5 protein-coding genes are annotated in these 13,009 nt (G+C 52.4%); 2 read left to right on the top strand and 3 right to left on the bottom strand.

The window, feature by feature from the left end; genetic code table 11:
* The first annotated feature begins 312 nt into the window (after window positions 1-312).
* Window positions 313-855: a prepilin-type N-terminal cleavage/methylation domain-containing protein gene (locus H6G21_RS24355; RefSeq protein WP_277875332.1), complete on the top strand. Its 543-nt coding sequence runs from the start codon at window positions 313-315 to the stop codon at window positions 853-855.
* A 131-nt stretch (window positions 856-986) separates the two neighbouring features.
* Here H6G21_RS24355 and H6G21_RS24350 read toward each other — a convergent pair whose 3' ends face one another.
* The 3 genes from H6G21_RS24350 to psaA all read right to left on the bottom strand — a co-directional run bounded on the left by H6G21_RS24350 (window position 987) and on the right by psaA (window position 6,668).
* Complete coding sequence (locus H6G21_RS24350; RefSeq protein ID WP_190577037.1) at window positions 987-1,994, bottom strand: HEAT repeat domain-containing protein; 1,008 nt, start codon at window positions 1,992-1,994, stop codon at window positions 987-989.
* Between the two features lie 152 nt (window positions 1,995-2,146).
* Window positions 2,147-4,375, bottom strand: coding sequence for a photosystem I core protein PsaB (psaB, locus tag H6G21_RS24345; protein WP_190577034.1), 2,229 nt, complete (start codon window positions 4,373-4,375; stop codon window positions 2,147-2,149).
* A 25-nt stretch (window positions 4,376-4,400) separates the two neighbouring features.
* On the bottom strand, window positions 4,401-6,668 hold the full coding sequence (gene psaA / locus H6G21_RS24340) for a photosystem I core protein PsaA (protein WP_190577032.1): 2,268 nt from the start codon (window positions 6,666-6,668) through the stop codon (window positions 4,401-4,403).
* 622 nt (window positions 6,669-7,290) lie between these two features.
* Between psaA and H6G21_RS24335 the strand changes: the two genes are divergently transcribed.
* The gene (locus tag H6G21_RS24335) at window positions 7,291-12,942 is read left to right on the top strand and encodes a hypothetical protein (RefSeq protein WP_190577030.1); all 5,652 of its coding nucleotides are present in this window, start codon (window positions 7,291-7,293) and stop codon (window positions 12,940-12,942) included.
* Window positions 12,943-13,009 lie beyond the last annotated feature (67 nt).

Below are 13,009 nucleotides of genomic sequence, written 5' to 3'. Positions count from 1 at the left end.
TTGAAAAGTGTTGGGCTTGGTTGAAAAGTCGGATTCGTCGCCAGTTAGATCAGTACCCAACTTTGCGCGAGGCCATAGAAGCTGTCCTCCATCAGGCAGCGTCCTAACTAAACTGGCTACAGCTATAGTTGAAATTGCGTTGAAGCTGTAGTTGAAATCGTGACTAATGTAATTTAAAGGAGTGCTTTTCTAAGTTCTGTTTAGATGGGATTAAACTTTCAATAATCTGTTAGTGTGTCTGATTCGTGGGGTAATTTAACGGTATTGTACTCTGCTGATCTCATTGGTTATTCATAACTTGGACTCAAGTCTATGCGTTACTTTAGTTCTTGGCCACGATCGAACCCCAAAAAACAGGAAACAGGGTTTACCTTAATTGAGATGTTAATTGTATTGGCTATTTTGGGGATTATTGCAGCGATCGGCGTTCCGGCCTGGTTATCTTTTTATACGCACTGGCGACTTGGGGTGGCGCAGTCGGAAATTGTAGAAGGGATGAAACAGGCTCAGAATTTCGCGAAACTCAAAAAAATAGGATATCAATTTCAAGTTCGACAAACAGATCAAGCGACTACTGAGTGGGCGATCTCACCAATAAATCAGGACCCTACACAATGGAAAGCGTTACCCCCAGGGGTGCGCATTGATGGTGAGACGACGTTACGGGTTAAAAATGGCGTACATCTGGTTCAATTTGATGACTATGGCAATGTAAATGGTCAGCTTGGCCGAGTCACCTTGTCGATGGGGCAAGATCCCATTAAAAAACGCTGTGTCATTGTCTCTACGCTTTTGGGTGCGATCCGTACAGGGAGTAATCAAAAGACGCCACAAAATGGTCGTTATTGCTATTGAGTTTCACGCATTACACCCAGAGAAATTGATCGCATTAATCACTCCTCTGGGTGTCGCTTGCTGAATTTATAACTTGTCTGACTTTCTAGTGGTCACGGTGACTGGACTAGAGAGGTTAGCTGATGGGGATGCTAGGGCTTTTTCTGGAGAGACGGTGGTATCTCGGATGGGTCTGGTTGACTACCGTAATTCAGCTTCAGCTTTTGGATAGCGGTATTAGCGGCTTGCTTGACTGGGCCAGAAGCGCTCAGTAACCCCTTTTCAAGAAACGGTAAAACATCTGGGGATTGGATCGAACTCAAGGCTTTCATCGCGATCGCTCTTACGTCACCATTGCTATCTTGACTCAGCTTGCCAAGGACAGGAATCACTTTTTCGATCTCTGCTTTCACTGTATGAGGGGCCGCAATTTGCCCCAACGCAAGTGCTACGTAGCTCCGAATCAGGGGATCATTATGGGTTGCGTAGGTTAGAACTTTGGGAACATTACTCAAGAGTCTCGAGGTTCCCCAGTCTAGAATTTGTTGGCTTAAATCCTGTAATTCTGGGGTTTTCGGTCGCTTTGGATCTTGGATTGCTGCAAAGGGGGCTTCGGTGATGGGTTCACCAACGTTGTAACGCGTGGATGCAACAGGCGGAGATGGGCTCAACTCCTCGGATTCAATGACTTGTGTCGCATCATCTACATTAATTTCGATCGGTGTTTCGTCGGAAGGCTCAGAAAGATCTGTTGCAGTGATGGCATCAAACGTAATACTGCCCTCGGTGCTATCTTGCGTTGAAGGATCTGCCCAGGGATCTTCTAAATTGCTGATACTGGAGGAGTCTGTACTAGGTTGTCCCGTGGATGCAGAGTGACTGAAATCAACAGGTTCTTCAGCTTGGGCTGGTAGTTCAGTAATGCTCTCCCCTTCCGTAGCAGTGGGTTCTTCTGTAACAGTGACTTCTGCTGTACCTGCGGATGGATGGTCAGATTCGCTTGGTGTTGAAAGTTCGGGAGGAGGACTTTGTGTTTGGGGGGGCGTAACAATCTCTGTACTTTCTGATTTGTTCTCTGTTTCACCTTTGGGCTTGCCAAACAGTACCCACCCAAATGCTGCAACTAAAACGGCAACCACGCCTGCAATAAAGTTATTCATAAGCACTTCTACAAACAGCATCCTCATTTTGGCTGATTTCGGGAGTCTCGAACCTCAGATTTGCTGCTTTTTGCGCTATTTTTTCCCAATTATCTAAATACAAAAAAGCCTCCCGTACGGGAGGCTTTTTCAGTTAAAGATCACTAGCTCGATCAACCGAACTTACCAGCAGTCGAAGCAATCAAGAACGCCGCGTAGGTAAAGATGTAGCCCACAGTGAAGTGAGTTAAACCAACCAAGCGTGCTTGCACGATGGACAGAGCCACCGGCTTGTCCTTCCAACGAACCAGGTTCGCCAGAGGAGTGCGCTCATGTGCCCAAACGAGGGTTTCGATCAACTCTTGCCAGTAACCACGCCAGCTAATCAGGAACATGAAACCAGTTGCCCAAGCCAAGTGAGCACCCAGGAAGATCCATGCCCAGATAGCCAGGTTGTTCATGCCATAGGGGTTGTAACCATTAATCAGCGGAGCACAGTACTGCCACAGATAGTCACGGAACCAGCCCATCAAGTAGGTCGAAGACTCGTTGAATTGAGCCACGTTATCAGACCAAATAGACAGGTGTTTCCAGTGCCAGTAGAACGTAACCCAGCCAATGGTGTTCAGCATCCAGAACATGGACAGGTAGAAGGAATCCCATGCAGAGATGTCGCAAGTACCGCCACGACCGGGGCCATCACAAGGGAAGGCATAGCCGAAGTCTTTCTTGTCGGGCATCAGCTTGGAGCCGCGAGCATCCAATGCGCCCTTGACCAGAATCAAGGTGGTTACGTGCAGACCCAACGCGATCGCGTGGTGTACCAGGAAGTCGCCAGGGCCGATCGTCAGGAACAAGGAGTTCTTGCCACTGTTGATGGCTTCCAGCCAACCCGGCAACCAAACGTTACCGTAGTTAGGATAAGCCGTGTAAGCCACGCTTTCAGGGTTGGACAACAGCGTTTGGAGGCCGTAGAGCAGCTTACCAGACGATGCTTGAACCCATTGCCCGAAGACAGGCTCAATCAGGATTTGTTTTTCGGGAGTTCCGAAAGCAACCACAACGTCGTTGTGGACGTACAGACCCAGGGTGTGGAAGCCCAGGAAGAGGGAAGCCCAGCTCAGGTGAGAGATGAGAGCCTCTTTGTGCTCCAGCATCCGTGCCAGAACGTTGTTTTTGTTGGCTTCTGGATCGTAGTCACGAACCAGGAAGATTGCACCATGGGCAAAAGCACCAACCATCAGGAACCCAGCAATGTACTGGTGATGGGTGTAAAGCGCTGCCATCGTGGTGAAGTCTTTCGCGATGAACGCGTAGGGAGGCATGGAGTACATGTGCTGAGCTACCAGAGAGGTAACTACGCCCAAGCAAGCCAGGTGCCAACCGAGCTGGAAGTGCAGGGAGTTGTTGTAGGTGTCATACATCCCTTTGTGCCCATCCCCAATCATGCCGCCGAAGGGCGTGCCTTTAGGAGGATTGTGCGCTTCCATGATCTCTTTCATGCTGTGACCAATTCCAAAATTGGTCTTGTACATGTGACCAGCAATGATGAAGAGGACGGCAATTGCCAGATGGTGGTGGGCCATATCAGTGAGCCACAGGGACTCGGTCTGAGGATGGAAGCCACCCAAGAAGGTCAGAATTGCGGTTCCTGCACCTTGAGCTGTGCCAAAGACATGGCCAGCGGTATCAGGGTTCTGTGCATACACACCCCAGTTCCCTGTGAAGAAGGGAGCTAGACCTGCGGGGTGAGGCGCTACAGAGAGGAAGTTGTCCCAACCCACGTGTTGACCACGGGATTCAGGAATTGCGACGTGAACTAGGTGACCAGTCCAAGCCAGGGAGCTCACCCCAAACAAACCAGCCAAGTGGTGGTTCAGACGGGATTCAGCATTTTTGAACCATGCCAAGCTGGGACGGAACTTGGGTTGCAAGTGCAGCCAACCAGCAAACAGCAGGATTGCAGACAGAATGAGCAGGAAGATGGAACCTTGATACAGATCCCCAACCGTGCGCATCCCGATGGTGTACCACCAGTGATAAACACCGGAGTAAGCAATGTCCACAGGGTAGGAAGCGCCTGCCTGGGTGAAGGCATCAACGGCACCCTTACCAAACTGAGGGTCAAAAATCGCGTGAGCGATCGGTTTAACATTCAGCGGATCTTTAATCCACTGCTCGAAGTTGCCTTGCCAAGCAACGTGGAACAGGCTGCCAGAAGCCCACAGGAAGATGATTGCCAGGTGACCGAAGTGGGTTGCGAAGATCTTTTGATAGAGCTTCTCTTCCGTCATTCCGTCATGGCTTTCAAAGTCATGAGCCGTGGCGATCCCGTACCAAATACGACGAGTCGTCGGATCTTGGGCAAGGTCTTGGCTAAATTTTGGAAATTTAGTCGCCATAAGTCCTAATAATCCTCCTGGCTCATCATAGTGAAAGTGACCGAGCTAGGAAGAACGCCCACGTAGTGGCGATTCCGCCTAAGAGGTAGTGTGCCACGCCCACAGCTCGACCCTGGATGATGCTCAGAGCACGAGGCTGGATAGCAGGAGCCACTTTTAGCTTGTTGTGTGCCCAAACGATGGACTCAATCAATTCTTGCCAGTAGCCGCGACCGCTGAACAGGAACATGAGGCTGAAGGCCCAGATGAAGTGGGCGGCCAGGAACATGAGACCGTAAGCAGACAGTGCAGAACCGTAGGAGTTGATGACCTGAGAAGCTTGCGCCCACAGGAAGTCACGCAGCCAACCATTGATGGTGATTGCGCTTTGAGCAAAGTTGCCGTAGGTAATGTGGTTCACAGTACCATCGGGCGAAACAGTACCCCAGACATCGGACTGCATCTTCCAAGAGAAGTGGAAAATCACAACCGAGATGGAGTTGTACATCCAGAACAGACCTAGGAAAACGTGATCCCAACCAGAAACTTGGCAGGTACCGCCGCGACCAGGCCCGTCGCAAGGGAAGCGGAAGCCCAGATTTGCTTTGTCTGGAATCAGACGAGAGCTACGGGCAAACAGAACACCCTTCAACAGGATGAGAACCGTCACGTGAATTGTGAAGGCGTGGATGTGGTGCACCAGGAAGTCTGCGGTGCCCAGGGAGATCGGCATCATGGCAACCTTGCCACCGACCGCTACAACATCTCCACCGAAGGCAACACTTGCCGGAGCCAGTGCACCAGGAGCAGTGGAACCCAAACCTGTTGCAGCTGCATGGATGCCTTGCACCCACTGCGCAAAGATGGGCTGAAGTTGGATTGCGGTATCGGAGAACATGTCCTGAGGACGTCCGAAGGCCCGCATGGTGTCGTTGTGAATGTACAGACCAAAGCTATGGAAGCCGAGGAAGATACAAACCCAGTTCAAGTGAGAGATGATGGCATCGCGGTGACGGATAACGTTATCCAACACGTTGCCTTGGTTTACAACGGGATCATAGTCACGCACCATGAAGATGGCACCGTGAGCTGCAGCCCCTACGATGAGGAAACCGCCAATCCACATGTGGTGGGTGAACAGCGACAGTTGCGTCGCATAGTCTGTCGCCAGGTAAGGATAGGGTGGCATTGCATACATATGCTGAGCCACGATGATGGTGACAGAGCCACCGATCGCTAGGTTAATAGCGAGGTTTGCATGCCAAGAGGTGGTCAAGGTTTCGTATAGACCCTTGTGACCATTCCCAGTAATCATGACGGGGTCGGGCCCGTTAGCTTCCAGGATTTCCTTCATGCTGTGGCCAATGCCCCAGTTCGTGCGGTACATATGACCAGCCACGATGAACATCACTGCCAGTGCGAGGTGGTGGTGCGCCGTATCGGTCAGCCACAGGCCACCGGTCACGGGGTTCAAGCCACCCTTGAAGGTCAGGAAGTCAGCATACGCGCCCCAGTCTAAGGTAAAGAAGGGGGTTAAGCCCTTGGCAAAGCTGGGATAGATGTCTGCCATCAACTGAGGATTCAGGATGAACTCGTGCGGCAGAGGAATCTTGCTCGCAGGAACGCCCTTGTCCAACAGTTCGTTAATCGGCAGAGAAACGTGGATTTGGTGACCCGCCCACGCCAGTGAACCCAGACCGAATAAACCAGCCAAGTGGTGGTTCATCATGGATTCGGCGTTTTGGAACCATTCCAGCTTCGGAGCTGCTTTGTGGTAGTGGAACCAGCCAGCGAACAACATCAAACCAGCCATCACCAGACCACCAATAGCAGTCACATACAGCTGGTAGGAGTTTGTAATACCGGCGGCGCGCCACATCTGGAATAAGCCAGACGTAATTTGGATGCCGTGGAATCCACCACCGACATCACCATTCAAAATTTCTTGACCGACGATAGGCCAAACGACCTGTGCACTAGGCTTAACACCTAGGGGATCCGTCAACCAAGCTTCATAGTTTGAAAACTTAGCGCCATGAAAATACATGCCACTGAGCCAAATGAACACAACGGCCAAATGACCAAAGTGGGCGCTAAAAATTTTGCGAGATACGTCTTCTAAGTCAGAAGTATGGCTATCGAAGTCGTGAGCGTTAGCGTGGAGGTTCCAAATCCAAGTGGTGGTTTTGGGACCCTTAGCGAGGGTGCGATCGAAGTGACCAGGCTGACCCCATTTTTCGGTGGAAGTCGGAACCGGATCCTTATCGACAACAACCTTCACCTTCGCCTCGCGCTCCGGTGGGCTGATTGTCATTGAGACTCTCCTCTCTCTAGAAAAGGAACGAGGTATCCCTAATAGGCAGTGCTCAGCACGAACTAACTTTACAAACGCAAGCCATGTTGGATAAGACCAAGGTGCTGAAGAATCAGCCAGAATGCGGTTTGTGCCGTGAGGTCTATGCAAAGCTCCCTTAACTATCTCAGCTAAAAGCCTTAACTGGCAAGGGATCGCTGCTCGAACTAGGTTCTCACGCCTGTCATTATAGGTCTTGAACGAAAGTGTTTCTGGATAGGATTAACAATAATTCAAAAACCCTAAAAGCTAAATCACATAGCGCTTTTGAGCACTCTTAAAGCTCAAAAAGTCAAGGGGGGAGTAATAGCATTTACACAACTTCATGATTGAAAAAGAGAAAGCCAACAATTGATTGCGATCAATTACGTTATTTCAATGTGTACGTGAACAAATGTTACGAAAATGATTAAAAGAATGATTTTAGGATCGTGTCTTCTTAGAAATGAGAATAGTGGGATCAATGCTGAAAGCCTGTTTGGATCCAGGATTCATGGACTTTCGTGAGGATTGGCCAGTGATTTCGGGCTTTTCCGCTATAGTTCCCATAGGCTTTAAGCTGAGATAGGAAATAGTATTGCCTTTGACAAAATTCGTTTTTTATAAGGAGAACGATCGCGTGGTGGGACGGCGTCGCTGGTGGACAACCTTAAAGAAGCCCGTTGCCCTGGGCTTGGTGATGTTGCTGATGGGTCTATGGAGTGGTTCCCCCGCTTTGGCTGCTTCGGTGAAGACCTCGGGACAACTATCAGAAGCGTCGCCACCGCTGGTTATTCAGGAACTGCGTCAAGTACTGGAAAAGTATCAGCCGCAAATTGCGGTCATCAGTCCGAAGGCCGATGAAGTGTTGCAGGACACGACGGCTGATGTGCGGTTTCGCGTCAAAGATCTGCCTATTTATAAAGATGCAAAATTTGGTTTAGGGCCCCATCTGCACCTCTTTTTAGATAATCAGCCCTACCAGGCGGTGTATGACGTTAGCCAGCCGTTGCAGCTAAAGGATTTGACGCCAGGAACCCACACGCTGCGGGTGTTTGCTTCTCGCCCTTGGCATGAGAGTTTTAAAAATGATGGGGCCTATGCCCAAGTTACGTTTCATGTCTTAACAAAGACGGGGGAAAATACGCCGGATCCTGATAAACCATTGCTGACCTACAGTCGGCCCCAGGGAACCTATGGAGCCGAGCCCATTCTTTTGGATTTTTACTTAACCAATGCGCCGCTTCATTTAGTTGCCCAAGGTAATAAAAAGGATGAGGTTGAGGATTGGAAGATTAAGGCAACGGTCAATGGACAAAGCTTTACCCTCGATCGTTGGCAACCGATTTATCTGAAGGGGTTTAAACCGGGTCAAAACTGGGTTCAGTTGGAATTTATTAACGATAAAGGTCGGGCGATCGAGAATTTCGCCAATAATACGGCGCGGGTCTTTACCTTTGAGCCAGGGGGAAATGACACCTTATCTAAACTGACCCGAGGGGAATTGACGATCGCTGAAGCGCGGGGAATAGTGGATCCCAACTATCACCCCCCAGAGCCAGTCCCCAGTCCCGTAGTTTCGCCAACGGTAGCCCCAACGGGTTCGCCGGAGGCTTCGCCCGCGCCCAGTCAACAGCCTGCCGAATCTGCGAAGGAAAAAACGCCTGAGCCGATGCCCGCGCCCAGTACCCCTGCGATCGAATCTAAAGGATCGGCAGATCTCAAATCGGCTGATATTAAACCCGGTGATCTCAAAGCGGCTCCTGGGGCTGTGCCTATTCCGATTCCCATTCCGATTCCCATTGGATCATCGTCGGATTCTAAAGCAGAATCAGCGAAACCCGAGACGCAGCCTGAAAAACAAAAAGTCAAAAAAGGCAAGCTGGCTGCGGAAAAAGCTAAAGCTCCTAGCGCTGTCCCTAGCACTTCTCCCAGTCCAACTGCAAAACCTGTAGAACCAGTGCTGTCTGCACCGGAGAAATCCCCAGCAGTGGTTTCTCCCGCGCCCGTTCCTACTCCGTTGAAGGTCGAAGAGCCTGCCCCTGCGGTGCCAGTGGTGCCCCCCGAAAAAGCCCCCGCTAAGAAAGGTTTCTTTAAGCTGTCTCCGGGGCGTAGAACAGAAGTCAAACCCTCGATCGCGCCTCAACCGATCGAATCTGCGAAACCCGTTGAGCCTGCTAAAGTAGTGCCGCAGTCAGCTCCGTCTTCACTGGAGACGCCTAAGGTGGAAACACCTAAGGTAGAAACGCCGAAAGCGGAAACGCCTCAGGTTGAGCCGTCCAAAGCGGCGGAAACGCCGACCCCGGTTCCAGTGAAGCTGAAAGCACCGGAAACTTCTGTGCCGGAAGCGGCTGCTAAGACAGCACCGCCCCAGAAGAAGGGAGGATTTTTCGATCGCTTCCGCAAATCCGCGCCCGAATCAACCAAAGCGAAGGACGTTAAACCTGAGGTTCAAGCAGAAGCCAAGCCAGAAGTCCAATCCCAGGTTCAGCCTTCTGTCGCTCCTACGGTGACACCTTCTGCGAGTCCTTCTGCAAGTCCTGCGGGGGAGAAAACGCCAGAACCGGCAACGGTGAAGCTGCAAACGCCTCCAAATCCGGTTCAACCCCCGATCTCACCTGCGCCGACTGCCAAGCCGAATGTGGTGCCGATCCCGATTCCCATTCCGATTCCCATTCCAGGGAAAGCTGCGGCCCCTACTCCGAGTCAGCCTGTACCCGCGCCGAAGCCAGCCGTTACACCGATCGTTCCAGCGCCCAAGGCGAGTGCTCCAACGGTGACTCCGCCGGTTGAGAAAAAAGAAACTGAGAAAAAGGGTGGGTTCTTCGATCGTTTCCGCAAGCCAGCCCCCCCAGCCGCAGTCCAACCTTCAGCAGCGCCCCAAGCTAGTCCTGCGGCCCGTCCTCCGGCTGAACAGAAAGCAACGGAAGTAAAGCCCGAAGCGAAGTCGGTAGCTAAACCCGAAGCCAAAGAGGTTGCGCCTAAACCCGCGATCGCGCCTGTGGCCCCTGTGAAATCTACTGCTCCGTTAATTGCGCCGAAGGTTGCTGCGCCGAAGGTCGCTCCGGTGCCTATTCCGGTGCCCATAACTGCGCCTAAATCGGAAGCTTCTCCGGTGCCGGTTGCGCCGAAGGTTCCTGCCGTTGCCCCGAAACCAGCTGCGCCGAAAGAAGAATGGAGTAAGGCGACGACTTCCAAAGCGGCGACTTCCACAATTGAAAAACTGAAGACAGCACCTGAAAAGCAGATCGAAAAACCGACGGAAAAGGCAAGTGGCGGAGGCTTCTGGGATCGTTTCCGGAAACCTGCGGCTCCGGCATCACCCTCTCCGGCGGCATCCCCTGCGCCGATCGTGAGTCCAGCTCCCAAGGTTCGGGAGGAACTGAAACCTGCGATCGCCCAACCCAAGCCGGAAGCTGAGAAGGCTAAACCGACGATCGAGAAAACGCCGATTCCTACGGATCTGAAGGCGAAGACTCCGGAACCTGTGAAGCTTGCGCCAAAGGTCACTGTTCCGCCAACGGTCAAACCAGCGGCGAAATTGCCAGAGACGAAGGTACCCACAGAGACTAAGGTGCCTGAAAAGGTGCCTGAAAAGCCGTCCTCTGTTCCTTCCTCAGTGAAACCGGAAGCGGTGAAACCTGAGGCTAAGGCGGAAGAGTTGCCTTTCAGCAATTTCTTCGATCGTTTCCGAAAAGCTTCTCCAGCCCAGCCCGAGGCTAAAACGCAGCCCGAGGTTGTGAACCCGTTGCCCACTGCGACCCCAGCAGTGAAGTCCTCGGTGAAGCAGCCGGAAGTTAAGCAACCAGAGGTCAAGTCAACCGAAATTAAACGACCAGAGATTAAACAGCCAGTGGCTAAGCAACCGCAAGCGCCGAAATCTCCGATCGTGAAACCCGTTGCGCCCAGCCCCGCAGCGGTGACAGTACCGACGCCGACACCTTCGGCAAAAGTGACAACGCTGAAGCCTGAAGTTGCTAAGCCTGAAGTTACTAAGCCTGAAGTTGCTAAGCCTGCATCCACAGCTGAAACTCAATCCCCTCAGAATGCGCTAGGTGGCTTCCTTCAGCGGTTCCGTCAGCCAGCAACGACTGCGCCGACAACGGCTCCAAAAGCAGCTGCAACCCCTGTGACCACGATCGCGCCCAAAGCTGCTCCAAAGCCGACTCCAGCGACTGCAACGAGTCCAGCTAAAACCAGCCCAGCTAAAACCAGCCCAGCGGTGAAGGCCGCTCCAGCAGAGAAAAAATCTGAGGCAAAAGCACCTGCGGCCTCTGCGGTCAAGGTGGCCCCGAAAGCTCCCGTGGCTCCAGCGATCGTCCCAACGGTGAAACCCGTAGTTCCAGTGGCTAAACCGATTGCCCCGGCGATCGCGCCTCAGCCCGTAACGACGAGCCAACCAGCGGCAAAAGCTGCCCCCACTCCGACCGCACCGGAGAAAATTGAAAATCCTCTCAAGGGATTTTTAGAACGGTTCCAAAAGCCAGAGAGCAAGCCGGAGAGCAAGTCAGTAACTCAGGTGGAAACCACTCAGGTGGAAACCAAGGTGGAAAGTCAGCCAACGGTAAAAGCTGACAGGAAACCAGCGATTCCGCCGATCGCCCAACCCGCCGCAACGGCTAAACCTGTGACGGCTAAACCTGTGACGGCTAAACCATTAACTAGACCCGTCACTACCCCAACGGTGAAATCTTCAACACCGTCCCCTGCTGCCAAACTGGAAGTCAAGCCGGAAGCTAAAAAGCCGGAGCCGAGCAAGCTAGCCCCGCAGCCAGGGACGAAGTTGGCTCCTCAATCTCCCGCACCGAAGTCTGTAGAACCGAAGTCTGTAGAACCGAAGGCAACCGTGAAGCCCGAGGCGAAATCGATCGCGAAACCGACCGTTTCTACATCGGTTAAACCAACGGTTAAACCTGCTAGTAGCCCCACAGCGCAACCTGTCGTGAAGGCAAGTCCGACGGTCACAGCGAAACCAGTCGCCCCTACGCTAGTCGCGCCTAAACCAGCTGCACCTAAACCAGCTGCACCTAAACCAACCGTCACGATCGCGCCTCCGGCCCCCATTGCCCCGAAAGTTGCCCCACCAGTTGCCCCGAAAGTGGCTGCGCCTAAGGTTCCTGCAATTGCAGTGCCGACACCCGCAGCGCCCAAGGCTAATATTGCCGCTCCAAAACCTGCGCCCGTGGTGACGCCTGCTCCGGTGTCCCAACCGGAAAGTTTGGATGAACTCGTCAAGCGCTTGAAGCAAGCCGACGATCGGCAGCCTGTGGTCAAGCCCCAGGGGTCTGCATCGGCTAAACCGAGTTCGGTTACACCTGGCGCGATTAAATCTAGCGCGATCGCAACTCCAGAGGCCAATCCGTTGAATAGCTTCCTGGAACGGTTTAAGAAATCTGCTGATACGGTTAAACCGGAAGCTGCTAAGCCAGAAGTTTCTAAGCCAGAAGCTGCTAAGCCAGAAGCTGCTAAGCCAGTGCTGAAAAGCGCTGAGGTGAAGCAAGAGGTCAAACAATCTGTTCCTCCTTCCGCCTCAACGGCGACAAAAACGGCTCCTGCTGCTCGTCCGATCGCTCGCCCAGAAGCCTTAACCAATCCTCCCAAAGCAGTGACTGTGAAACAGCCTGAGGTGAAGATCACGCCTGTGGCTAAACCTGTGGTTGCTCCAAAAACAGTAGTGACACCAAAAACAGCGGTGACAACGAGCAAACCTGCGGCTCAGACAGGTGGATCTGTGTCGTCTGCTCCAGCATCTAAGCCGAGTGTGCCTGGATTGTCCAAACCCGATCGCGCACCCACGATCGGACAACCGGCTAAATCTGCTACCCCAGTTAAAGCGGTAGCTCCTGTGAAAGCGGCTAACACGGTGAAGCCCGTTACCCCGGTGAAAGCTGATGCCGTGAAACCCATTGCACCCGCTAAACCGGTGGCTCCAGTTCCAGCGGCGGCTCCGGTTAAATCTGTTACACCTGCTAAACCCGTAGCTCCGATCGCGCCTCCGGTGAAGCCTGCGACCAGTTCCGCTGTATCTGAAAAGGTTGGATCGGATCAAGCTGGATCGGATAAAAAGGTGTCCGAACAGAAATCTGAGGTGCAGACAAATAAGCCAGATAAGGCAGATAACCCAGCAGATAAGTATGATTACCTGAAAGCGTACTTAAAGCCTTCCACGCCGATCGATCAAACTGCTGAGCCAAATAAAGCCGCCAATCCAAAACCAGTGACGGCAGGAGCCTCGGCTACGGCAGAGAAACAATAGCGATCGTCAACGGGTGCAATTGTGCAACGCTGGGAATTAGCCCTTTGCGGTTAACCCTGAGCTAGAC

It is taken from the genome of Alkalinema sp. FACHB-956 (assembly GCF_014697025.1).
Classification (GTDB): Bacteria; Cyanobacteriota; Cyanobacteriia; order Leptolyngbyales; family Leptolyngbyaceae; genus Alkalinema.
Note: the sequence above shows the minus strand (reverse complement) of the source record. Positions and strands in the feature narration are given on the sequence as shown.